Origin of the sequence: Mesorhizobium sp. B2-3-15 (genome assembly GCF_006442875.1) — a bacterium.
In the GTDB taxonomy this organism is placed as follows: Bacteria; Pseudomonadota; Alphaproteobacteria; order Rhizobiales; family Rhizobiaceae; genus Mesorhizobium; species Mesorhizobium australicum.
On the sequence record NZ_VFVO01000016.1, the window covers coordinates 119,865 to 140,762 of the forward strand.

Below are 20,898 nucleotides of genomic sequence, written 5' to 3' on the forward strand. Positions count from 1 at the left end.
TGCCACAGGATAAGTTAAGCCGGTTAACCGGCTGAGGCGCGCGGAAGAGCAGGAATCATGAACGAACTGAAGCCGGTACAGAGCGAATTCAACAATGTCGCGGCAGCGAGCCCGGAAGGCAATCCGGACCGCTTCGTCAACCGCGAATTCTCCTGGCTGCAGTTCAATCGCCGCGTTCTCGAGGAATCGCTGAACACCCATCACCCGCTGCTGGAGCGCGTCCGCTTCCTGTCGATCTCGGCCGCCAATCTCGACGAGTTCTTCATGGTGCGCGTCGCCGGCCTTGCCGGCCAGGTGCGCGAGGGGATCGTGCTGAAGAGCCCGGACGGACGCACTCCCGAACAGCAGCTCGAACAATTGCTGCGTGAGGTCGAGCGGCTGCAGGAGGACCAGCAGAAGAGCCTGTCGGCCCTCACGGTGCTGCTCAACAAGGAAGGCATCGAAACCATCACCCGCGACGCGCTGACAAAGGACGAGAAGGTCTGGCTGGAAGACCATTTCCAGGAGCAGGTGTTTCCCGTGCTGACCCCGCTGTCGATCGACCCGGCGCATCCGTTCCCGTTCATTCCCAATCTCGGCTTCTCGATGGCGCTGCAGCTTCGCCATCGCAAGAATGGCGAGGAGATGAGCGCGCTCTTGCGTCTGCCGGTGGCGCTGAAGCGCTTCATCCGCCTGCCGGATCGCAAGAACCATGTCCGCTTCATCCCGCTGGAGGAGGCGGTCGGCCTCTACATCGGCAAGCTCTTCCCGGGCTACGAGGTCAAGGGCTCCGGCACGTTCCGCATCATTCGTGACAGCGATATCGAGGTCGAAGAGGAATCGGAAGATCTCGTGCGCCTGTTCGAAACGGCGCTGAAGCGCCGCCGCCGCGGCTCCGTCATCCGCATCGAATTCGACAAGCTGATGCCTGGGGAATTGCGCGATTTCGTCGCCGGCGAGCTTGGCGTCTCGTCGAGCCGCATCAGCGTGCTCACCGGGCCGCTGGCACTCAGCCAGATCTCCGAGATCGTCTCCGTTCCCCGCGACGACCTGAAATTCATCCCCTACAACCCACGCTTTCCCGAGCGTATCCGCGAGCATGGCGGCGACTGTTTCGCCGCCATTCGCGAGAAGGACATCGTCGTCCATCACCCCTATGAGTCGTTCGACGTGGTGGTGCAGTTCCTGCGCCAGGCGATGGCCGACCCCGAAGTGGTGGCGATCAAGCAGACGCTCTATCGCACCTCCAACGACAGCCCGATCGTGCGTGCTCTGGTCGACGCGGCCGAAGCCGGCAAGTCGGTAACGGCGCTGGTCGAGCTCAAGGCGCGTTTCGACGAGGAGGCCAACATTCGCTGGGCGCGCGATCTCGAACGCGCCGGCGTGCAGGTCGTGTTCGGGTTCCTGGAACTCAAGACCCACGCCAAGATGTCGCTGGTGGTGCGGCGCGAGGACGGCAAGCTGCGCAATTACGTCCATCTCGGCACCGGCAACTACCACCCGGTCACCGCGCGCATCTACACCGACCTGTCCTTCTTCACCACCGATCCGACGATCGCCCGCGACGTCGCCCAATTGTTCAATTTCATCACCGGCTATGCCGAGCCGACCGCCGAGATGCGGCTGGCGATCTCGCCGTTCACGCTGAGGAACCGCATCCTTCAGCACATTTCGGACGAGGTCACCCATGCGTTGGAGGGACGGCCGGCGCGTATCTGGATGAAGATGAACGCGCTCGTCGATCCCATCATCATCGACGCGCTCTACGATGCCAGCCGCGCCGGAGTGGAGATCGACCTCGTCGTGCGCGGCATATGCTGCCTGCGGCCGCAGGTGCCGGGCCTGTCGGAGAACATCAGGGTCAAGTCGATCGTCGGCCGTTTCCTGGAGCACAGCCGCATCTATTGCTTCGGCAACGGTCATGGCCTTCCGTCGGACGAGGCGATCGTCTACATCTCCTCGGCCGACCTCATGCCGCGCAATCTCGACCGCCGCGTCGAGACCATGGTGCCGATCACCAATCCAACTGTGCATGAACAGATTCTGGGGCAGATCATGCTGGGCAACATCATGGACAATCAGCAAAGTTTCGACGTATTGGCAGATGGAACCTCCCGGCGCGTGGTGCTGGAGGAGGGTGAGGAACCGTTCAACGCGCAGGAATATTTCATGACCAATCCGAGCCTGTCGGGACGGGGTGACGCGCTGAAATCGCATGCGCCCAAGCGAATCGCGCAGTTCAAGCGCCGCAAGAAGAACGCCGCCACCTGATGCTGTCCAATTCCCAGGGCCGGCTGCAGGACCGCCGACCGCTGTCCATCATAGACATCGGCTCCAATTCGATCCGCCTCGTCGTCTATGAGGGGCTGGCGCGCTCGCCGACCATGCTGTTCAACGAAAAGATGCTGGCCGGCCTCGGCCGCGGCATCGTGTCGACGGGGAAGCTGGACCCCGAGGGGGTGGCGCGCTCGATGGAGGAGTTTCGCCGTTTCCGCGCGCTCTCCGACCAGGCAGGCGCCGAACACATGTACGTGCTGGCAACCGCCGCCGCCCGCGAGGCGATCAACGGTCCCGATTTCATCCATCGTGCCGAGGATGTGCTCAAGACCGAAATCCGTGTGCTCTCCGGCCGCCAGGAAGCGCATTATTCCGCGCTCGGCGTCATCTCAGGCTTCCACCCGGCCAACGGGATTGCCGGCGACCTTGGCGGCGGCAGCCTGGAGCTTATAGACATTGATGGCGAGGCGATCGGCGACGGCATCACGCTGCCGCTCGGCGGCCTGCGCCTGCAGGACATGGCGAAGAACTCGCTCGTCCAGGCGCAGAAGATCGCGCGCCAGGAACTGGCCCGGGCCAAACTCTTGAAGGGCGGACAAGGCAGGACTTTCTACGCTGTTGGCGGCACCTGGCGAAACCTCGCCAGGCTGCATATGGAGATGAACAACTACCCGCTCGGCGTCATGCATCACTACGAAATATCGGCCGAAAGCGCGCAGAACTTCCTCAAGCAGGTGGCCAGGGGCGAAGTCGAAAAGGTGAGGGGTATCGAGGGCGTCTCCAAGAACCGCCGTTCGCTGCTGCCATATGGCGCTCTCGTGCTGCAGGAGATCATGACGGCGATGCAGCCGTCCAGGATCGTCGTTTCGGCGCAAGGCGTGCGTGAGGGTTTCCTCTATTCGCTGCTCGACGCGGCCGAGCAGAAGGCCGATCCGCTGATCTCGGCCGCCGAGGAACTCGCGCTTCTGCGCTCGCGTTCGGTCCATCACGCGCATGACCTGGTCGAATGGACCGGCAAGGCTTTCAAGGCGTTCGGCATCGACGAGACGGAAGACGAAGCGCGCTATCGCCATGCCGCCTGTCTGCTCGCCGATATCGGCTGGCGCGCTCATCCGGAATATCGCGGCAAGCAGTCGCTCAACATCATTGCGCATGCCTCGTTCATCGGTGTCGATCATCCCGGCCGCGCCTACCTGGCGCTGACCAACGCCTACCGTCATGATGGTGTCTTCAATGAATTGGTGGCGCCCGAAATCAGGGCGCTGGCGCCGCCGCGCCTGCTGGAGCGCGCCCGCGTGCTGGCAGCGATGATGCGCGTGGTTTATCTGCTGACGGCCGCGATGCCCGGCATCATGCCGAGGCTGAAATGGGAAAGCCGCCCCAACGGCGCGCTGGCGCTGGTGCTGCCGGCCTCGCTCTCCGACCTATACGGCGAGCGCCCGGCCGGCCGGCTGGCGCAACTGGCGCGCATCACCAACCGCCGCCTGGTGCTGGCGGTCGAGGGCGGGCAGAGCGTGTCGGCGAAGTAGTCAAGTCGCGTCGGCGCCTATGCCGAAGCCGCGCCCATCGGCCGACCATGCGCCGGGGCCGGCCATGGCAAGCGCCAGGAAACCACCCGATATCGCGATATCCTTCATCAGCATCTGCTGGTGCAGGAAGGCGAGCGCCGCATCCTCGGCGCCTTGGCCATAGTGGCCGATATAGCCGGCCGCGATGCAGAAGCCGGCCAGCAGCAGTGCCACGATCCGCGTCTGCAAACCAGTGAGGATCAGCAGTCCCGCGATCAGCTCGAAAAGGCCGGTGCCCCAGGCGGCGAGCGCCGGCAGCGGCAGGCCGAGGCCGGCGAAATAGCTGGTGGTGCCGGCGATGTTGGCGAGCGCCTGGAAGCCGGACGGCACGAACAGCACGGCAAACAGCAGCCGCGAAACCAGAAGCAATGCACTGCGACCCATGGCTCCCTCCCTTGCCGGCACGGTCGCCGGCGACGATTGCAGTCTAATGCATGTCGCCCGGGAGTGTCCTTGGTTCCGGGACAACGACATGCATAAAATCAGAAGCTTACAGCAGCTCGGGCGAATCCTATTTGCCGCGACGTGCTGTAGGCCTGTGGTCACATAACGAAAAAGCGGCACGGAAATTCCGCGCCGCTCGTTTCAGATCATTGGGAGGAAAAAACCTCAGCCGCGCTTGGCGTCGATCGAATACGCGCCGGGACCCGAGGAGGCCAGCAGCAGGAAACCGCCGGTGATGGCGACGTTCTTGAGGAACTGGATCATCTGCATCTGGTCGGCCCAGCCGGTGTGGGCGACCAGCCCGGTCGCGATCGTAAAGATCGCGAGCACCCAGGCGGCGATCCTGGTCTGGAAACCGACGAGGACGGCAAGGCCGCCAAGCAGCTCGATCAGTCCGACGATGACGGCCGTCGCCGTCGGCGCCGGCAGGCCGAGGCCGCCGAAATAGGCGGCGGTGCCGGAAATGGCCGTGAGCTTGCCGAATCCAGAAAGCAGGAAAATGACCGCGAGCAGGATGCGGCCGACAAGGATGGTGACAGAGCTGTTGGACGCGGTGCCGCTGCCGGCGAAGGAGGTGTTTGTGGACATGGTGGCTCTCCGAATGGGGTTGATGCCCCGTCAGATAGAGCATGTCGACTGTTCACCAAAGCCGCCTATCCGGCGACACATTGTTCACAGGAATACGTTTCTGTGAACCGGTGAAAAGCGGAAATTCATGTCGGTCGACGCGCTGGCGTGAGGATATTCTCCCGCCGAAAAATGCCTTCACCCCGGATGTGTCATGTCCTGCGGGCGCACCAGGCGGTCATAGTCGGCCTCGCTGACCAGTCCGGTTGCCAACGCTTCCTCGCGCAACGTCGTGCCTTTCTTGTGCGCGGTCTTGGCGATCTTGGCGGCGTTGTCGTAGCCGATGGTGGGCGCAAGCGCGGTCACCAGCATCAGCGAACGGTCGAGTGCCGCCTTGATGTTGTCCTCTCGCGCCTCGATGCCGACGACGCAATTGTCGGTGAAGGAGACCGAGGCGTCGGCGAGCAACTGCACCGACTGCAGGAAATTGTACGCCATCAGCGGATTGTAGACGTTGAGCTCGAAATGGCCTTGGCTGCCGGCGAAGGTAAGCGCCGCATTGTTGCCGAACACCTGCACGCAGACCTGCGTCATCGCCTCGCACTGGGTAGGGTTGACCTTGCCCGGCATGATCGAGGAGCCGGGTTCGTTTTCCGGCAGCGACAATTCGCCGAGGCCCGAGCGCGGGCCGGAGCCAAGGAAACGGATGTCGTTGGCGATCTTGAACAGTGCCGCGGCCGCGGCATTGATGGCACCGTGCGAGAACACCATGGAATCATGTGCGGCGAGCGCCTCGAACTTGTTCGGCGCGGTGACGAAAGCGATTCCGGTAATGGCGGCGATGCGATCGGCCACCCGCTCGGCGAAACCGACCGGCGCATTGAGGCCGGTGCCGACGGCGGTGCCGCCCTGCGCCAGTTCCTGCAGGCCGGGCAGCGTCTGCTCGATGCGCTTGATCGAGGAGGCGACCTGCGCGGCATAGCCGGAGAATTCCTGGCCCAGCGTCAGCGGCGTGGCGTCCTGCGTGTGGGTACGGCCGATCTTGATGATATGGTTGAAGTCCCGGCTCTTGGCGGCGAGCGCCTTGTGCAGGTGGTGCAGCGCGGGGATCAGGTCATGCTCGATCCGCTCGGCGCAGGCGATGTGCATGGCCGTCGGATAGGTGTCGTTCGAGGACTGGCTCATATTGACGTGGTCGTTGGGGTGCACCGGCTTCTTCGAGCCCATGACGCCGCCCAGCATCTCGATCGCGCGGTTCGAGATCACCTCGTTGGCGTTCATGTTGGACTGCGTGCCCGAGCCGGTCTGCCAGACCACCAGCGGAAAGTGGTCGTTGAGCTTGCCGTCGATGACCTCTTGCGAGGCCTCGATGATCGCCTTGCCGATGGCCGGATCGAGCCGCTTGAGCTCCATGTTGGCTTCCGCCGCCGCCCGCTTGACGATGCCCAGCGCGCGCACGATCGAAGCCGGCTGCTTCTCCCAACCGATCTTGAAATTGCCGAGGGAACGCTGCGCCTGGGCGCCCCAATAACGGTCGGCGGCGACCTCGATGGGGCCGAACGTGTCGGTTTCGGTTCTCGTCTTTGGCGTGCTCACGGCAAGGCTCCGGTCTGTCGATTTGGGCAACGGCGTATCGCGTTGCACAAATGGCTTCAAGCGGAGAATAACGCGGCTGCGGATGCAAATCGGTTGAAGATGCTTCCGATCTCCCCACTGGAACCCTCGGAGCAGAGATCGGCGGCTTCGCGTTCTCAACTCAAGGGCGAACCGACAATATCGATGCCATTTTCCGCGCAGATCCGCACCAGAGCCTCGATCATCTCGGGCGTCGGCTCGGACAGCGGCGGCAATTCCGGCTGTCCGGCGGGGCGGCTCGCCTGACGCAGCATCGTCTCGAACCCGCGGCCGCGCGTGACGGTCAGAGCGCGCGCACCTTCTGGAGATTCGACCCTGTATGTGTGCGGCAGGCCTTTCGGCGCAATGAGGGTCTCGCCGATACCAGCGACCCGCTCCTGTCCGTCGATCCGAACGCGCAGCTGTCCTTCTAGGATATGAAACACCTCGTCTTCGTGCCGATGCACATGCAGCGGCGGAGAATCGCCATGGGGCATGCGGTGCTCGACGACACAGATGCCGTCCTCGCCCTCCGCCGACGATATCCGAATGGCAACCAGTGTGTTGTTGAACCAGAAGAGTTCCTTGCCTGTAATGGTCCCGACGGTCATTGTCATGGTTCTTCCTCCTTTGTTGCCTTCGGACGGGTCGCGGTCGGAAGGATCTGATCAGGTGCATGCCGCCGATGGAAATCCAATGATCGTATGGGGCGGATTGATGCCATGAATTTAAATGCGCTCGACCTCAATCTGGTCAGGGTGCTCGACGCGCTTTTGCGCGAACGAAGCGTGACGCGCGCCGGCGAGCAGATCGGGCTGAGCCAGCCCGCCGTGAGCGCCGCGCTCAATCGCCTGCGTCATGTCCTCAACGACCAGTTGTTCGTGCGGCGCGGCAACGACATGGTGCCGACCCCGCGCGCCGAAAGCCTGACGGAGCCGGTGCGCGCCGCACTGCGCGAGATCGAACGCGCCTTTCATTCGGCGCATTCGTTCAATCCGGCGGAACTTGAGCGAACCTTCACGCTCATGGGGGCGGACTTCTTTTCCATGCTACTGATGCCGACACTGGCGGTGCGCGTCGCGGCTATCGCGCCGCATGCGTCGTTACGGTTTCTCGATAGCGCGCGAGGCGATGTTTCGCGTCTGCTCCAGGACGATGAAATCGATGTGGCTCTCGAACGTCCGCTGGAGGTCTTGGATTGGGTCTCCAGCGTACCGCTGTTCCATTCGCCATTCGCAATCATTGCGGCGCAAAACAATGCTGCGATCAGACTGGCGGGGATCGCAGGGGGCGAGCCTATTCCGCTTGAGCTTTTTTGCGAACTGCCGCACGTTCTTCGCTCTATTGACGGCTCGATGTCGGGCTCCACCGACGAGGCGCTCCGCAAAATCGGGCGAAGCCGCCGTGTGAGCTTGGCACTGCCTCACTTTCAGGCTGTCGCGTTGGCCGTCGCAAACGGAAACTACCTTTCCGCGGTTCCCAGGCAGTTCGCGGTTTGGGCAGCCAAGACCCTGCCTCTCGCCATCTTCGAGCCGCCACTTCCCATCGCCGTTCCTGAAATCAGGATGTACTGGCACGCACGCCGAGACGACGAGCCCCCTCATCGCTGGATTCGCCTTCAGATCCTGGACGTTGTGGGCGCTCTTGGATTTGTGGAAAGCGCCGCTGGTGAAGTTGCCGCGCCATAGCGGCCAGGCAGTTCACCCCGCCGTGTAGCCGCCGTCGACGGCAAAGATGCCGCCACTGGTCCAGCCAGCCTCGTCGCTGGCGGGATAGACCGCCATCCCGGCGAGGTCGTCAGGCCGGCCGATGCGGCCGAGAGGATAGCTGCGCTCGACATAGGCTTTCAGTTCCGCCTGTGCCTCGGCCGGCAGGTTGTCGACGGTCTTGCGCCGCATTGCGGTATCCCGTACCGGGTGCGATTGCGTTGACGCGGATGCCGCGCGGACCGAGTTCGAAGGCCAGCGATTTGGTCAGCGAGTTCAACGCGCCTTTGGACAGGGAGTAGAGGCTTGATGGCCGTTTCGGGATCATCTTGTTGGCGAAATAAGAGGAGATGTTGATGACGGATGCACCTGCACCGAGATGCGGCAGCAGCCCCTGGGTGAGGAAGAACGCCGCCGTCACATTGAGCGCGAAAGAGTGCTGGAACTGTGCCTCGCTGACACTCTCGAACGGCACGAGATAGGCGACACCGGCATTGTTGACGAGAACGTCGAGTGGCCGGCCGGATTCTTTCGCCTGCTCGACGACCGCTGCGAGGCCGGGGCTGGTGGCGAGGTCGGCCGACAATGTCGCCACCATGCCTATCGAGCCGAGGGCCATCAGCTTCTGGCGAGCGGTGTCGAGTTTGCCCGCGTCGCGGCCCACGATCAGGACATCGGCACCCTCGTGCAGGAATGCCTCGGCGATCGCCAGGCCGATGCCATCCGATCCGCCGGTGATCAACGTCCGCTTGCCGTGAAGCCTCATCACGCACCTCACCATGCGTTTGCCATCAAACAGAGGGATCGCACCGCATGTCCGTGACGGGGTCAAGTCATCAGGCTATCCCAGGGTATGAACTTCGGCCGGCGTCCGGCGCAAGCGCCCGACGGCCGGCTGGCCTGAGACCCGTCGCAGCGCGAAAACCGGACGACGTGCGGGTCGGTTTCACGCGCTGGCGGTGGAGCGCTCCTGAGTAGCCAGCCGCGCGGCGACATAGCCCTTGACCTGCCGGATCGCCTGTTCGCGCGAGACGCTGCCCGGCTGCAGGCCGAGCCGAAGCCAGAGTCCGTCTATCAAGGCCGTGACGCCAAGCGCGATGTCGTCGGCCTCCCCAGGTGAGGCGAGGCCGCGCAGGCCGGACAACAGGTTCGAGCGCATGCGCCCATGGATCACCTTCTGGATGCGCGCCAGCTTTTCATCGCGCGGCACCTCGGCGCAGAGCGAAAGCCAGGCATGGCATAGGGGCGGCAGGAAGAGATGCTCCTCGAAATTGCCCTCGATCACCGCGTCCAGGCGTTCCATCGAAGTCCGCGCCCGGCGAAGCCTTGCGACCACCGCGTTGCATAGGACTGCGTTGGCCTCGCGCATGGCGTGCTCGAACAATTCCTGCTTGTTGCGGAAATAGTGCAGCACGATGCCTTTGGAGGCGCCTGCATGGGCGGCGACTTTTTCCAGCGTCGCCCCCGCAATGCCTTCGCGCTCCAGAACCGCGAAGGCCGCCTGGCGCAATTCCTTTCGGCGTATGTCGCCAAGGCGTTTCAGTTTCACGAGATTGTTCCATGCCTCACGAATCCATGTTGACATTTTCGCCCCGCGAGATCAATCATTGACCCATGGGACAATAAAAAGACCGATGGGTCAACACAATAAGGAGAACGGAAATGGTGCGTGTCCTTGCAAGCTGTCTGGCCGCGCTGGCCTTGGCCTCGCAGGCTGCCCAGGCGGCCGACGCCGAGCAATGCCGTGTGGTCCGCATGGCCGAGCCCGGCTGGAACGATCTCGCTTTCACCACGGGTGTGGGCAATGTGCTCCTGCAAGCGCTCGGCTATCAGCCACAGAGCGAGGTGCTGGGCATCAACGTCATCTACGAAGGCATGAAGAACCGGGATCTCGACCTGTTCCTGGGCTACTGGGACCCGGCGATGGTCACCTATTACGAACCCTACAAGAAGGACGGCTCGATCGAGAATGTGCGTGTCAATCTCGTCGGCGCCAAATACACGTTCGCCGTACCGACCTATGTCTGGGAGGCAGGGGTCAAGGACGTCTCCGACCTGCACAAGTTCGCCGACAAGTTCGGCAAGAAGATGTATGGCATCGAGCCCGGCTCCAACCAGCTGATGATGGACGCCATCGCCGATCCGGCCTTCGGCCTCGATGGCTGGCACGTGGTCGAGTCCAGCGAAGCCGGCATGCTGTCGGAGGTCGGTTACGAGATCAAGGAGAAGCAATTCATCGTCTTCCAGGGCTGGGCGCCGCATCCGATGAATACCATGTACGACTTCAAGTATCTGACCGGCGGCGACAAGTTCTTTGGCCCGAATTTCGGCGCCGCGACGGTGACGACGCAGGTCCGCAAGGGCTACCTGCAGGAATGTCCTAACGTGGCGCAGTTCCTCAGGAATCTCGTCTTCGACATCGATTTCGAGAATGTCGGCATGGGCTACCTCATCAATGACGGCATGAAGCCGGAGGACGGGGCGCTGAAGGCGATCACGCTGAACAAGAACCGTCTCGATGCCTGGCTCGCCGGTGTCACGACTTTCGATGGCAAGCCTGGTCTTGCCGCCGTCAAGGAGAAGCTCGGCCTGTGAGACCGCCGGACGCCTTGCCCATCGCCTGTGTGGAACAGAACGCCTGGGCTGGCCGCAAGCAATGGGTCAATATCGGCGATCTCGACATCGCCTATGTCGAGATCGCCGGTGCCGGGCCGCCGCTGTTGCTGATCCATGGTTTCACCGACACCAGCCGCAGCTTTTCGCTGCTGGCGCCGCATTTGGCTGGCCGCCGGCTGATCATGCCCGATCTGCGCGGCCATGGTGCCTCGCAGGCGGGCGGCGGCTACCGCGTCGCTGATTTCGCCGAGGATATTGCCGGGTTGATCCGGCATCTGCGGCTGGACCGGCCTGTCGTCATCGGTCACTCGCTGGGCGGCATGGTGGCAACTGCATTGGCCGCCCGGCAGCCGGACTTGATCGGAGGCCTGGTCGTGCTGGCCAGCACGCTGAAGCCCGGCTTCACGCCTGACCATGCGTTGCCGGTCGGCATCCTGGCCTTGCACGATCCGATATCGCCGGCCGACCCGTTCTTTGCCTGGTGGCATGCGTGCCAAACCTCGGTGCCGCGGACGTTCCTCGCGGGCCTGGCGACGGAAGCTTCCGCCATGCCTGCGGCCCGCTGGCGTGCCATTCTGGAGGAAGTCCGCATCACCGACCTGACCGCCGAGGCACGGGCCGTGCGGGCCAAGGCAATGATCATCGCCGGCGCCTGCGATCCGCTATTCGACGAGCCGCACCAGCAGGCCTTGGCCGACGCGCTGACCGGATCCCGTCTCGTCTGGGCGCAGAACTGCGGTCACAATCCCCATTGGGAGGACCCGGCCTTTGTCGCCTCGGCGATGGCGGGACTGCTGTCCGGCCGCTGATCACCGCAACAGCGATCGGGCCGTGGGCACCAGCCGCAACGTCTCGGCCGGCTTTATGCTAATGGCCTGCATGTTCTGGTCAAGCGCCTGCCACGCCGGCGAAGTGGCGAGGCGATGGCTGGCGTGGGCATCGCCGTCGGGGAAGCCGGCAACGGTGATAAAGACGTTTTCGCCGGCGCGTACGGGTAGCCGCGGGAAGGTGTTTGCGGCCGGCTCCGTCAGGAAGGCGCCAAGCAGGCGCGCGCCGGTCTGGGCAAGCCGCGCAACCATCTCCGCCTGGAAGCGCCCGGCGAAGTCGGCGCCGATGCCCGGCCGCAAATGATGAATCGAAATCTCAACCAGGCCGGGCAACCCGCTTCGTTCGCTTGTGCTTTTGGCCATGTCGGCCATTGGCCGGCGCAATCCCGACAGATCGAAGCCGGCATCCGGCCACGCCGGCCGCAGCAGCAGCACATCGTCGGAATCGATCATCGTCGCGTTGGCCGCGTCGCGGTGCGCCGCCCATACGGGGCCGTCATAAAACGCGCTCAGAGCATGCTTGCGCGCATCCATGCTTTCGAAACCGCGCATCCAGACGAACATATCGGGGCGGTCCAGGTCGCGGAACTGGCCGATGATCGTCATCCCCGCGTCTTCCTGGCTTTCGATGAACTGCGTGTCGAAGATATCGATCAACGTTTCGCGCCGGCCAGGCTTCAACGTGTACTGCCGCAATTCCACGATCGGCGAGGCGAGTACCGCCGGCTTAGGCGTGGCATTCGGGATCGGGCTCATCCGCGGGTTCTCCAAAACAGGTTGATCGTCCTGTTTATAAACAGACCGGTTGCCCTGTTTTGTCAACATGCTATCCTTCGGCAATGTCAGCAGAGCTCAACATCCGGCCAGGGCGAGTCCGAGGCAAACGCATCAACGACCCCGAAGGCATGCGCCGCAAAGTGCTCGATGTCGCCGAGGCAGCGTTTCAGGCACGCGGCTATCATGCTTCCAGCCTCGGCGACCTGATGGCGGCGGCAGGCGTCAGCGGTGGCGCGTTGCATCATCACTTCCCGACCAAGAAGGCGCTGGCGCTGGCGGTCATCGACGAGCGCGTGGCGGCGGCGGTCGAGGAGACGTGGATCGCGCCGGTGCGGCAGGCGGCCTCGGCGCGCGAGGGCGTGCGTCAAGTGTTCGACGCCGTGGCGGCGGAACTGGAACGACAAGGTTTCGTGCGCGGCTGCCCCCTCAACAATCTGGCGCATGAACTGTCGCTCGCCGATCCCGAATTTCGGAATGCCCTTGTTGGCGTCTTTTCGGCATGGCGCCAGGCGATCGCCGACAAGATCAGGGCCGACCAGCGGGAGGGCAGGGAGCAAGGCACGGATCCCGAGCATTTTGCGGTGTTTGCGGTCGCCGCCTACTCCGGCGCCATGTCGATGGCCAAGACGGCGCAGGACGCCGGCCCGTTGCGCGATTGCCTAGCGGCGCTGGAGCGGAGCGCCTCGCAAGCGGCATCATCGCAGGGCGAGCCGGTGGCGCGGCGACGTCGCAGGGTGCTGCGCCGGTACGGCGGCATTTGAGGCAGGCAGGCCACAGCCGGCCGATGTCTCAACCAACTGGACGGACAGACGCCGCTTGTGCTGAATTCCGCCGATGATGAATCGCCTTCCGCCCCTATTGTTCTCACGACGCGGCTTTCTGGTGCAGGCCGCCGGTCTTGCGGCTGCCGGTACGCTTTCGCGTCCGGCGCTCGGCCAGACCGGACAGCGCATCCAGCCCGTCGACGCCACCTTCCTGTTCGTCGCCGACGTCCATGCCTGCCGCATGGCGAGCGGCTTGAGCCCTAATTGCCAGTTGGAAGGCAAGACGGACGCGGCGCTGCTGCGCAACGTCGCGGCGTTGAACGCCATCGGTGACAAGGATTGGCCGGCGCGGATCAACGGTATCGCCACGGGCCTGCGGCCGGCCGGCAGCCGCATCGGCACGCCGCTCGGCCTTGTCGTTGGCGGTGACATCACCGACGATGGCGGCGGCCAGATCACCGAGCCCAGCGAAGGCACCCAGCTTCTGCAGTTCAGCCAGCGCTATCAGCAAGGCATGGGCCCCGACCGTGTGCACATTCCGGTTTATGTCGGGCTCGGCAATCACGACCTCGATCAGAACGGCCCGCCGCACCATGTCGACTGGTACCGGCGTGAAATGCGCGACTATGTCGAGGTCAATCATCGCGCCGGCGTGTTCTTCAAGCCGCCGGTGCCGGCCACCAGCTACGACGTCGACACCGACTGCTATTCCTGGGACTGGGGTGGCCTGCATCTGGTGCAGACCCATCGCTTCGCCGGCGACACCGGCCATGGCGCCGACAGCAGCCTGCCTTGGCTCAAGCAGGACCTCGCAACTTATGCGGCGGATGGGCGCCCGGTCATCCTGTTCCAGCACTATGGCTGGGATACTTTTTCGATAGAGCGGTGGGACCCCGCCAAGAGAGCATTCGACGATGACGGCAAGGGCGCGCCGCATTGGTGGAGCGATGCGGACCGCCAGGCCTTGCTGGCCGCCCTGAAGGGTTACAACGTCGTTGCCGTCTTCCACGGTCACCAGCACGAGGTGCCGATGATCTATCAACGCGACGGCCTCGATCTCTTCAAGCCGAAAGCCGCCTATATGGGCGGCTTCGCCTTGGCACGTGTCACCAGCGACAGCCTGGACGTCGTGCTGGGCGAAGCCGGCGACGATCATGGCGCCGTGATTTTCACCAACGCTTTCAGCAAATCGCTGAAGACGTGAAAAGGGCCGCTCGACGCGGCCCTTTCCTCAGCGGTCAAGCGATTTCTTGACCTTGTCCTTCGCGTCGCCATAGGCCTTCTGCACCTTGCCGGTGGCCTTGTCGGCCATGCCTTCTGCCTGCGTCTGCCTATCGCCGGTCACTTTGCCGGCGGCTTGCTTGACCGAGCCTTTTACCTGCTTGGCCGCACCGGCGACCTGATCCTTGTTCACCATTTTCGCATCTCCCGGGTTTGGTTCGCCTTGGCAAACGAGCCGGCACGGTTTCGGTTCCGACAGCCGCCGCTTATGTCGGCGAAACAGGGTGTCTTTCGGGCGCCGCGCCGGCAGGCTAGGGTGCCGGCCAGCGCACTCCGCAAGGAGCAAACCGCCAAGGGGGACAAATGTCGGAATTCACGCTCTATATCGGCAACAAGTGCTTCTCGTCCTGGTCGCTCAGGCCCTGGGTGGCGATGCGGCACCTGGAGATACCGTTCGAAGAGGTCTTGGTGCGGCTGCGCACCCCCGAGACCGCCGCCAACCTGGCGAACGTGTCGCCGACAGGTCAAGTCCCTGTCTTGGTTCACAAGCCCTTGAACCACACTGGCGGAATGGTCTGGGAAACCCTTGCCATCCTTGAATACCTCGCCGATCTCTTTCCGGAGAAAAAGCTCTGGCCGGCCGATATCGGCGCCCGGGCGCTGGCGCGTTCGGCGGCGACCGAGATGCATTCCGGTTTTCGCGAAGTCCGCTATGGCTGGCCGATGAATTTGCGGCGGCCAAAGGGCCACAAGCCACTCGACGCCGAGGGCGAGGCGCAACGCGCCCGCATCGAGGCGCTGTGGCGCGAGTGCCGTGAGAAACACCGCAAGGGCGGCCCGTTTCTGTTCGGCCATTTCACCGCGGCCGATGCCATGTATGCGCCTGTCGTCACCCGCTTCGACACCTATGGTGGGGATCTGGCGCCCGATACCAGGGCCTATGTCGACGCCATCCTCGCGCTGCCGGCGATGCGCCAATGGTATGCGGAAGCGGCGAAGGAGCCGTGGCCGGAGCCGGGGCCGGATGAATAGGACCCGTCTGCGAAGCGGTCTTCCCCGTTGACCGGGACGGCCTATCTAGGAGCATTGGCGCGGCGCCCTTTGGAGATGTTGCAATGACCGTTTCTTCCATGCTTGCCGGCAAGGTTGCTCTCGTCACCGGCGCTTCCTCGGGCATTGGCGAGGCGACGGCTGCGGCACTGGCTGCTGCCGGGGCAAGGGTAGCGGTCGCCGCCCGTCGGGTCGATAGGCTCGAAGCTCTGGCCGCCCGCATCGAAAAAATCGGCGGAACGGCTTTGCGCATCGAGGCCGACGTCACCAGCAATGACGATGTCGCGGCCATGGTCGGGAAGGTGGTGGCCGAATGGGGTCGGCTAGACATTCTTGTCAACAATGCCGGCGTGATGCTGCTCTCGCCGGCAGCGGAGGCAACGCTCGATGACTGGCGCCATATGGTGGAACTCAACCTGCTGGCGCTGATGGGCGTCACCAAGGCGGCGCTGCCGCATCTCAAGGCTGCCAAGGGCCATATCGTCAATGTCTCGTCGGTCGCCGGCCGCGTCGCCAATCCCGGCGCCAGCGGTTACGCGGCGACCAAATTTGGTGTTGTCGGTTTTTCGGAATCACTGCGGCGCGAAGTCTATGCCGACAAGGTTCGCGTCACCGTGATCGAGCCCGGCCTGGTGCGCACAGAGCTTGGCGACCATATCACCAACGCTGCCTCGAAGGCGGGGCTGGACCAGCGCCTCGCCACGATGGAAGCGCTGACCGCCGAGGATGTCGCCGCCGCCATCCTCTATGCCGTCGGCCAGCCGGCGCGCGTCAACGTCAACGAGATCGTCATCAGACCGACCGACCAGGAACGCTGAGCGGCCGCCGGCAACGCTCAGGTGCGGGCGCTTGTTCACCATGGATGTTGGCCAGATGACGTCCTTTCAGGCGTCGAATTCTCGGATCGATGGCGCAACATTTGACAGGCGTCTGAAACACGCGTAGAAGAAAGTCGTCGATATTTGTTTGACTGACTTTTGTTATCCGCGCTTCCGGGCGCGCCTTTGACGAACTTCCCACATCAAAAATCGAGACAAACGGCGTTGTGCATCCGCATGACGGCGAACGAATATTTGCCATGGAAAGGGTTCGTCATGAGCACCGGCACAGTTAAGTGGTTCAACGCCACCAAGGGTTTTGGTTTTATTCAGCCTGACGACGGCTCCGCCGACGTTTTTGTCCACATCTCGGCCGTGGAACGCGCCGGTATGCGCGACATCGTCGAGGGCCAGAAGCTCGGCTACGAGATGGTCCGCGACAACAAGTCGGGCAAGATGTCCGCCGACCAGTTGAAGGCGGCCTGAAGAAAGAATTCAGCCGTCCCGGTGACCACGGATGTACTGGCACCGGTGAACGGCGAATTCGGGCGCATGGCTACGGGAACTTGAGTTTCCACGGCTTCTGCTGCCCATCAGGAGCTGCCTTGTGCATCCAGTTGGATGCGCGGCGCTCCCAGGGAAGGTCAGGCGGTGCCTGGCCTTTTTCATTTTACGCTTGTTGCCGCCGAAAATGCGCTGCGCATTGGGCTGAACGTGCTAAGGGACGCTCCAGCATCTTGAATCCGCTGCCGCATCGCTTTGTGCATGGTCCCGACCGAAGACCCGGTCTCGTCCTATCGGCACCAGGCTCCTGACAGGAGAAAGATTTTGACCGCCCATTCGAAGACAGCCGTCGATCCGGCCGTGTCGCTGTTCAGCAAGACGCAAACACAGTCGATGTCGCTTAACCGCATCATTTCCGAGCGCGATGCCGTCAGCGAAGCGCGGGAAGCCAAGACCGCGCGCCTGCGCGAGCTGCGGCTGGAGAAGGAGGCCGACGAGATGGCGGCAGCGGCGGCACTCGCGGCGCTGCCGAAACGAGCCGGAAAACGCTGATGGCCACCAAGCGCGTACCGCAAACGCCAATCGCGGCCGATGCGACCATTGCCGACATGGTCGAGACCCTGGACAAGCCGGTCGAATATGTCCGGCGCGTGCTGGAAAAGCTCGAACGCTGCAAGCGCGCCCATGGCGATGCCCAGGTGCGCGTCGGCGTGCGCGGCCGGGCCGAGTGCCCGAACTACCTCATCGAATATGTCCGCGAAGACGCCAAGACCCATGAGCGGGTCACCTATCAGGATGCCGCCTATAGCGGCAGCACGCATCGTGAGCTGGCCGCGCACCACATCGCGGAAGCCAGGAACTGGTCGCCCGAGGAAATGAACATCACGGCGGTTTCCGCATTGATCGGCCGCTTGCGCAATCCGCGCGCACCATCATCGCGTTTCGCCGACGAGGATTGAAATGGCCATAAAATTCTCCGCCAAGGATCAGCCGGCAGCGCCGGCTCCCGCCGCAAAGCCGGCCAAGCCGGTTGCCGCGCCGAAGGCCGCCTCCGCCGACCAAGCAGCGACCGATCTGTTCAAGTCGCCAGCGGACGCACCGAAGGGCAAGACCAGCAAGAAGAAGTAGCGCCTTGCCACGGGACGCCGATCGCAATCTCGCCGCGCCGGGGCCGTTTGCCCAGGCAGCCACGACCAGCCTGCCGTCGGCACAACCAGGCATCGCTCCTATGTTCGATTGCCAGAGCTGCGGCGCGTGCTGTTCCTATTCAGCCGAGTGGCCGCGCTTTTCGACAGAGGACGATGCGCAGCTCGACCGCATCCCGGAAAAATACGTGGCGGCCGACCTGTCGGGCATGCGCTGTGACGGCGTGCGCTGTTCGGCCCTGTCTGGCGAAGTCGGCAAGTCGACCGCCTGCACCATCTATGACCTGCGCCCGGATGTCTGCCGCGCCTGCATGCCTGGCGACGACGAGTGCCTGATGGCGCGCCGGGCGCTCGGATTTTCCACCTCTTAGCGGCGGCTTCCTGGCGGCGAATGCATGTCGCCCGGAAGTGTCCTCGGTTCCGGGACGACGACAAGCATAAAATCGGAAGCTTACAGCGGGTTGGCGAATCCTGTCGGCGCGACATGCTGTAATGACTGTCGCTTGTGCGCACCCCGCTTGCTGGCTAGGCTGCGTCAGGGTAGGGCGCCGGAGGAAATCATCGTGAGCATCGAATTTCTGTTGACGTCGCTGATCGTCGTGGCTTCGCCGGGCACCGGCGTACTCTATACGCTGAGCGCCGGGCTTTCGCGTGGTGCGCGGGCCTCGATCATTGCCGCCTTCGGCTGCACGCTCGGCATCATCCCGCATATGGCGGCCGCCATCACCGGCCTGGCGGCGCTGCTGCACACCAGTGCTGTCGCCTTCGAGACGCTGAAATATCTGGGCGTCGCCTATCTGCTCTACATGGCCTGGAACACGCTGAAGGAAAAAGGCGGCCTGAGCGTCGACGACAATGTCGCGCCGCGCTCGGCCGGCAAGGTGATCGCCACCGGCATCCTCGTCAACGTGCTCAATCCGAAACTGTCGATCTTCTTCTTCGCCTTCCTGCCGCAATTCGTCAGCACCACCGAACCCAACGCACTGTCGAAGATGCTGGAGCTCAGCTCGGTCTTCATGTTTTTGACCTTCGTGGTTTTTGTCGGCTACGGCATCTTCGCGGCGTCGATTCGCAGCCATGTCGTGTCGCGGCCAATGGTGCTGACCTGGATGCGCCGGACTTTTGCCGGCGCCTTCGTCATGCTCGGCGCCAAGCTGGCGCTGGCGGATAGGTGATCGAGGCGCTTAGTCTAGCCCTTGACATAACCCATCGCCTCGACGATCCGCCCGTCCGCGACGCGCATCAGGTTGACGCCGCGCAGCGAATTGCCGTCGGCCATCCAGTAGCGCCAGCGGATGGTGGCGCGGTCGCCGGCCACGAAAGTCTCTTCGAGGTCGAAGCGCGTACCGGGTGCGGTGGCGATCGCCGACCACAGCTCGACGCAGGCTGCCTTGCCGGCGCGGCGCGCGCCGTCCGGCGCCGGCGCGGTGTTCTCGATCACGCAGTCCTGCGCCACCAGATCGTCGAGAGCCGAGGGATCGTGACGCTGGAACACATCGTTGTAGCGCCGCATGATTTCAGCGGTTTCGCCGGAGCGGTTGGCCGCGGTGATGTCGATGATCAATTCCTGGGTCATGCGATTTCTCCTTCCGTTCGGTGACTTATGAGGTTCGCTTTCAGCGTGATCGTGGCGACGCCGGCCAGCGCCCGCGACACGAGACATCCCGCCTTGGCCGACTGCGCCAGCCGCTCGAAGTCGGCGGCGGCGAGCCCGGGGACGGTCGCCTCCGTCTCCAATTCAATGCGGGTAATCGTCGGCCCGGCCGCGGTGGCGCCCAGATGCACCTTGGTGGTCGTGTGGATGTCCCTTGCGATATGACCTTCACTGCCGAGGACGGCGGTGAGCGCCATCGAGAAGCAGCCGGCATGAGCGGCCGCGATCAATTCCTCCGGATTGGTGCCGGGGCCGTTTTCGAAGCGGGACGGGAACGAGTAGGCGCCCTCGAACACGCCGCTGCCCAGCCTGAGCCGTCCGGAACCTTCCTTGAGCGGGCCGTGCCATTCGGCCGATGCTTCGCGAATTGTCATTGCTGTCTCTCCTCTGGTTGATGAAATGAAGGCTCCGCGACCGCTTCCTCATGCATCACGAGCCAGGCCGCCGTCTTGCCCTTTCCGCCGATACTCATCCTTCTCTGCTTCTGAAATATGTAGACCGATTTACATATTATGTAGACCGATTGTCGTATTTCGGGCAAGCCTTATAGTGCGCACTCCTGACAGAGGTTGACATGGCGACGGACACACGCACGCGGATGATCGAGGCGACGGCACTGCTATTGCGGCGGCGCGGCTATCACGGCACGTCGCTCAACGACATTTTGAGCGCCAGCGGCGCACCCCGCGGCTCGCTCTATTTCCACTTCCCAGGCGGCAAGGACCAACTGGTGGTCGAGGTGACGCGCGCCAGCGTCGCCGAGGTAACCGAGCGTCTGGGCGAGGCTTTGGCCGCCGAACGCGACCCTGCCGTCGCCATCCATCACATCTATCAATCGGTGGGACGCATGCTGGAAGACAATGAGTTCTCACTCGGCTGCCCGGTCGCGCCGGTCGTGCTGGACTCGCCAGGCGATGTGCCCGACCTTGTCGAACTGTGCCGCTCGGCCTTCGAACAGTGGATCGGCTTGCTGCGTGAGGCTTTCGTCAGGGCAGGAGTGCCCGAGCGTCGCGCGCAGGCACTGGCGTTGCTGGTCGAGTCTTCGCTGGAAGGCTTGATGGTGATTGCCCGCGCCACCCGCGACCGCTCATCGCTCAACGCAGTGGCCGATGAGGTGGCCATCCTTATCGAGCAGGCCGTGCTCGCCGGCAAGGTGGCACAGCGGGCGGAGACTACCGCTGTCTGACCGGTATCCCAACTGACTGCGGTGGAGCACCAGCCTCAAGACGAAAAGAAAAGGGCGACCTCGAGGGCCGCCCTTCGGTAGCTGAATGCAGATGGAAGCGTGGATTAGAAGTCCATGCCGCCACTCAAGCCCGCTTGCGGGCTTGAGCAACTTGGATTCATGGGCGTGCTTTATGGACTTC

27 protein-coding genes are annotated in these 20,898 nt (G+C 63.5%); 16 read left to right on the plus strand and 11 right to left on the minus strand.

Annotation, left to right across the window (positions count from 1 at the left end; all coding sequences use genetic code 11):
• Positions 1-57: 57 nt before the first annotated feature.
• Both FJ954_RS27630 and ppx read left to right on the plus strand, forming a co-directional pair.
• Entirely contained in the window at positions 58-2,250 is a 2,193-nt protein-coding gene (locus FJ954_RS27630) for an RNA degradosome polyphosphate kinase (protein ID WP_140664774.1), read from the plus strand.
• Positions 2,250-3,785, plus strand: a complete 1,536-nt coding sequence (gene ppx / locus FJ954_RS27635; RefSeq protein WP_015318407.1) for an exopolyphosphatase — start codon at positions 2,250-2,252, stop codon at positions 3,783-3,785. The genes FJ954_RS27630 and ppx overlap by 1 nt, the downstream gene beginning before the upstream one ends.
• On the opposite strand, the gene FJ954_RS27640 is transcribed toward ppx, so the two are convergent.
• The 4 genes from FJ954_RS27640 to FJ954_RS27655 all read right to left on the minus strand — a co-directional run bounded on the left by FJ954_RS27640 (position 3,786) and on the right by FJ954_RS27655 (position 7,066).
• Positions 3,786-4,208 (minus strand): DoxX family protein, encoded by a 423-nt coding sequence (locus tag FJ954_RS27640; RefSeq protein WP_140664777.1) that lies wholly within the window; start codon positions 4,206-4,208, stop codon positions 3,786-3,788. It abuts the gene before it with no gap.
• Between the two features lie 225 nt (positions 4,209-4,433).
• Positions 4,434-4,856 carry a DoxX family protein gene (locus FJ954_RS27645; protein WP_140664779.1) on the minus strand — a complete coding sequence of 141 codons (423 nt, stop codon included), beginning with the start codon at positions 4,854-4,856 and terminating at the stop codon, positions 4,434-4,436.
• A 177-nt stretch (positions 4,857-5,033) separates the two neighbouring features.
• Positions 5,034-6,431 carry a class II fumarate hydratase gene (gene fumC / locus FJ954_RS27650; RefSeq protein ID WP_140617163.1) on the minus strand — a complete coding sequence of 466 codons (1,398 nt, stop codon included), beginning with the start codon at positions 6,429-6,431 and terminating at the stop codon, positions 5,034-5,036.
• Positions 6,432-6,586: 155 nt separating this feature from the next.
• Entirely contained in the window at positions 6,587-7,066 is a 480-nt protein-coding gene (locus tag FJ954_RS27655; RefSeq protein WP_015318403.1) for a cupin domain-containing protein, read from the minus strand.
• 105 nt (positions 7,067-7,171) lie between these two features.
• On the opposite strand from FJ954_RS27655, the gene FJ954_RS27660 reads away from it, so the two are divergent.
• A complete protein-coding gene (locus FJ954_RS27660) occupies positions 7,172-8,137 on the plus strand; it encodes a LysR family transcriptional regulator (protein ID WP_015318402.1) in 966 nt (321 codons plus the stop codon).
• A 12-nt stretch (positions 8,138-8,149) separates the two neighbouring features.
• Here FJ954_RS27660 and FJ954_RS32170 read toward each other — a convergent pair whose 3' ends face one another.
• From FJ954_RS32170 to betI, 3 genes are all read right to left on the minus strand, one after another.
• Entirely contained in the window at positions 8,150-8,323 is a 174-nt protein-coding gene (locus tag FJ954_RS32170; protein ID WP_246681163.1) for an SDR family oxidoreductase, read from the minus strand.
• Complete coding sequence (locus tag FJ954_RS27665) at positions 8,247-8,921, minus strand: SDR family oxidoreductase (protein ID WP_246681164.1); 675 nt, start codon at positions 8,919-8,921, stop codon at positions 8,247-8,249. Before FJ954_RS27665 ends, FJ954_RS32170 begins: the two co-directional genes overlap by 77 nt.
• A gap of 180 nt (positions 8,922-9,101) precedes the next feature.
• Positions 9,102-9,740: a transcriptional regulator BetI gene (gene betI, locus FJ954_RS27670; protein ID WP_140664782.1), complete on the minus strand. Its 639-nt coding sequence runs from the start codon at positions 9,738-9,740 to the stop codon at positions 9,102-9,104.
• Positions 9,741-9,817: 77 nt separating this feature from the next.
• Here betI and choX point away from each other — a divergent pair, with 77 nt between their 5' ends.
• Entirely contained in the window at positions 9,818-10,750 is a 933-nt protein-coding gene (choX, locus tag FJ954_RS27675; protein WP_140664785.1) for a choline ABC transporter substrate-binding protein, read from the plus strand.
• Entirely contained in the window at positions 10,747-11,580 is an 834-nt protein-coding gene (locus FJ954_RS27680) for an alpha/beta hydrolase (RefSeq protein ID WP_246681162.1), read from the plus strand. Before choX ends, FJ954_RS27680 begins: the two co-directional genes overlap by 4 nt.
• Here the strand turns inward: FJ954_RS27680 and FJ954_RS27685 are convergent, their stop codons facing one another.
• Positions 11,581-12,354 carry an NIPSNAP family protein gene (locus FJ954_RS27685; protein WP_140664787.1) on the minus strand — a complete coding sequence of 258 codons (774 nt, stop codon included), beginning with the start codon at positions 12,352-12,354 and terminating at the stop codon, positions 11,581-11,583.
• Positions 12,355-12,503: 149 nt separating this feature from the next.
• On the opposite strand from FJ954_RS27685, the gene FJ954_RS27690 reads away from it, so the two are divergent.
• Together FJ954_RS27690 and FJ954_RS27695 are read left to right on the plus strand one after the other, a co-directional pair.
• Positions 12,504-13,136, plus strand: coding sequence for a TetR/AcrR family transcriptional regulator (locus FJ954_RS27690; RefSeq protein ID WP_181177933.1), 633 nt, complete (start codon positions 12,504-12,506; stop codon positions 13,134-13,136).
• A gap of 73 nt (positions 13,137-13,209) precedes the next feature.
• The gene (locus tag FJ954_RS27695; RefSeq protein ID WP_140664793.1) at positions 13,210-14,343 is read left to right on the plus strand and encodes a metallophosphoesterase; all 1,134 of its coding nucleotides are present in this window, start codon (positions 13,210-13,212) and stop codon (positions 14,341-14,343) included.
• A gap of 27 nt (positions 14,344-14,370) precedes the next feature.
• Here FJ954_RS27695 and FJ954_RS27700 read toward each other — a convergent pair whose 3' ends face one another.
• A complete protein-coding gene (locus FJ954_RS27700) occupies positions 14,371-14,556 on the minus strand; it encodes a CsbD family protein (RefSeq protein ID WP_015318399.1) in 186 nt (61 codons plus the stop codon).
• A gap of 167 nt (positions 14,557-14,723) precedes the next feature.
• Here FJ954_RS27700 and FJ954_RS27705 point away from each other — a divergent pair, with 167 nt between their 5' ends.
• From FJ954_RS27705 to FJ954_RS27740, 8 genes are all read left to right on the plus strand, one after another.
• The gene (locus tag FJ954_RS27705) at positions 14,724-15,392 is read left to right on the plus strand and encodes a glutathione S-transferase family protein (protein ID WP_140664795.1); all 669 of its coding nucleotides are present in this window, start codon (positions 14,724-14,726) and stop codon (positions 15,390-15,392) included.
• A gap of 83 nt (positions 15,393-15,475) precedes the next feature.
• On the plus strand, positions 15,476-16,228 hold the full coding sequence (locus FJ954_RS27710; protein WP_015318397.1) for an SDR family NAD(P)-dependent oxidoreductase: 753 nt from the start codon (positions 15,476-15,478) through the stop codon (positions 16,226-16,228).
• Positions 16,229-16,504: 276 nt separating this feature from the next.
• A complete protein-coding gene (locus FJ954_RS27715) occupies positions 16,505-16,714 on the plus strand; it encodes a cold-shock protein (protein ID WP_010915421.1) in 210 nt (69 codons plus the stop codon).
• Between the two features lie 342 nt (positions 16,715-17,056).
• Positions 17,057-17,284: a hypothetical protein gene (locus tag FJ954_RS27720; RefSeq protein ID WP_015318396.1), complete on the plus strand. Its 228-nt coding sequence runs from the start codon at positions 17,057-17,059 to the stop codon at positions 17,282-17,284.
• A complete protein-coding gene (locus FJ954_RS27725; RefSeq protein ID WP_140617157.1) occupies positions 17,284-17,691 on the plus strand; it encodes a hypothetical protein in 408 nt (135 codons plus the stop codon). The genes FJ954_RS27720 and FJ954_RS27725 overlap by 1 nt, the downstream gene beginning before the upstream one ends.
• 1 nt (position 17,692) lies before the next feature.
• Complete coding sequence (locus tag FJ954_RS27730; RefSeq protein WP_140664798.1) at positions 17,693-17,860, plus strand: hypothetical protein; 168 nt, start codon at positions 17,693-17,695, stop codon at positions 17,858-17,860.
• A 100-nt stretch (positions 17,861-17,960) separates the two neighbouring features.
• The gene (locus FJ954_RS27735; RefSeq protein ID WP_015318393.1) at positions 17,961-18,248 is read left to right on the plus strand and encodes a YkgJ family cysteine cluster protein; all 288 of its coding nucleotides are present in this window, start codon (positions 17,961-17,963) and stop codon (positions 18,246-18,248) included.
• 192 nt (positions 18,249-18,440) lie between these two features.
• Positions 18,441-19,052 (plus strand): LysE family translocator, encoded by a 612-nt coding sequence (locus tag FJ954_RS27740; protein WP_023795263.1) that lies wholly within the window; start codon positions 18,441-18,443, stop codon positions 19,050-19,052.
• Positions 19,053-19,066: 14 nt separating this feature from the next.
• Here FJ954_RS27740 and FJ954_RS27745 read toward each other — a convergent pair whose 3' ends face one another.
• Positions 19,067-19,453: a nuclear transport factor 2 family protein gene (locus FJ954_RS27745; RefSeq protein WP_140664801.1), complete on the minus strand. Its 387-nt coding sequence runs from the start codon at positions 19,451-19,453 to the stop codon at positions 19,067-19,069.
• Positions 19,450-19,905 (minus strand): OsmC family protein, encoded by a 456-nt coding sequence (locus FJ954_RS27750; RefSeq protein ID WP_140664804.1) that lies wholly within the window; start codon positions 19,903-19,905, stop codon positions 19,450-19,452. Before FJ954_RS27750 ends, FJ954_RS27745 begins: the two co-directional genes overlap by 4 nt.
• Before the next feature lie 200 nt (positions 19,906-20,105).
• Here FJ954_RS27750 and FJ954_RS27755 point away from each other — a divergent pair, with 200 nt between their 5' ends.
• A complete protein-coding gene (locus tag FJ954_RS27755; protein ID WP_140664806.1) occupies positions 20,106-20,717 on the plus strand; it encodes a TetR/AcrR family transcriptional regulator in 612 nt (203 codons plus the stop codon).
• Positions 20,718-20,898: the final 181 nt, after the last annotated feature.

Bases quoted from the DNA above. Each gene is read 5' to 3' on its own strand.
- FJ954_RS27735 (WP_015318393.1), top strand. From the start codon at position 17,961: ATGTTCGATTGCCAGAGCTGCGGCGCGTGCTGTTCCTATTCAGCCGAG.
- FJ954_RS27695 (WP_140664793.1), top strand. From the start codon at position 13,210: ATGATGAATCGCCTTCCGCCCCTATTGTTCTCACGACGCGGCTTTCTG.
- FJ954_RS27715 (WP_010915421.1), top strand. From the start codon at position 16,505: ATGAGCACCGGCACAGTTAAGTGGTTCAACGCCACCAAGGGTTTTGGT.
- FJ954_RS27640 (WP_140664777.1), bottom strand. From the start codon at position 4,208: ATGGGTCGCAGTGCATTGCTTCTGGTTTCGCGGCTGCTGTTTGCCGTG.
- FJ954_RS27705 (WP_140664795.1), top strand. From the start codon at position 14,724: ATGTCGGAATTCACGCTCTATATCGGCAACAAGTGCTTCTCGTCCTGG.
- FJ954_RS27690 (WP_181177933.1), top strand. From the start codon at position 12,504: ATGCGCCGCAAAGTGCTCGATGTCGCCGAGGCAGCGTTTCAGGCACGC.
- FJ954_RS27710 (WP_015318397.1), top strand. From the start codon at position 15,476: ATGACCGTTTCTTCCATGCTTGCCGGCAAGGTTGCTCTCGTCACCGGC.
- choX (WP_140664785.1), top strand. From the start codon at position 9,818: ATGGTGCGTGTCCTTGCAAGCTGTCTGGCCGCGCTGGCCTTGGCCTCG.
- FJ954_RS27630 (WP_140664774.1), top strand. From the start codon at position 58: ATGAACGAACTGAAGCCGGTACAGAGCGAATTCAACAATGTCGCGGCA.
- FJ954_RS27660 (WP_015318402.1), top strand. From the start codon at position 7,172: ATGAATTTAAATGCGCTCGACCTCAATCTGGTCAGGGTGCTCGACGCG.
- betI (WP_140664782.1), bottom strand. From the start codon at position 9,740: ATGTCAACATGGATTCGTGAGGCATGGAACAATCTCGTGAAACTGAAA.
- ppx (WP_015318407.1), top strand. From the start codon at position 2,250: ATGCTGTCCAATTCCCAGGGCCGGCTGCAGGACCGCCGACCGCTGTCC.
- FJ954_RS27745 (WP_140664801.1), bottom strand. From the start codon at position 19,453: ATGACCCAGGAATTGATCATCGACATCACCGCGGCCAACCGCTCCGGC.
- FJ954_RS27755 (WP_140664806.1), top strand. From the start codon at position 20,106: ATGGCGACGGACACACGCACGCGGATGATCGAGGCGACGGCACTGCTA.
- FJ954_RS27655 (WP_015318403.1), bottom strand. From the start codon at position 7,066: ATGACAATGACCGTCGGGACCATTACAGGCAAGGAACTCTTCTGGTTC.
- FJ954_RS27685 (WP_140664787.1), bottom strand. From the start codon at position 12,354: ATGAGCCCGATCCCGAATGCCACGCCTAAGCCGGCGGTACTCGCCTCG.
- FJ954_RS27645 (WP_140664779.1), bottom strand. From the start codon at position 4,856: ATGTCCACAAACACCTCCTTCGCCGGCAGCGGCACCGCGTCCAACAGC.
- FJ954_RS27665 (WP_246681164.1), bottom strand. From the start codon at position 8,921: ATGAGGCTTCACGGCAAGCGGACGTTGATCACCGGCGGATCGGATGGC.
- FJ954_RS27725 (WP_140617157.1), top strand. From the start codon at position 17,284: ATGGCCACCAAGCGCGTACCGCAAACGCCAATCGCGGCCGATGCGACC.
- FJ954_RS27750 (WP_140664804.1), bottom strand. From the start codon at position 19,905: ATGACAATTCGCGAAGCATCGGCCGAATGGCACGGCCCGCTCAAGGAA.
- FJ954_RS27700 (WP_015318399.1), bottom strand. From the start codon at position 14,556: ATGGTGAACAAGGATCAGGTCGCCGGTGCGGCCAAGCAGGTAAAAGGC.
- FJ954_RS27730 (WP_140664798.1), top strand. From the start codon at position 17,693: ATGGCCATAAAATTCTCCGCCAAGGATCAGCCGGCAGCGCCGGCTCCC.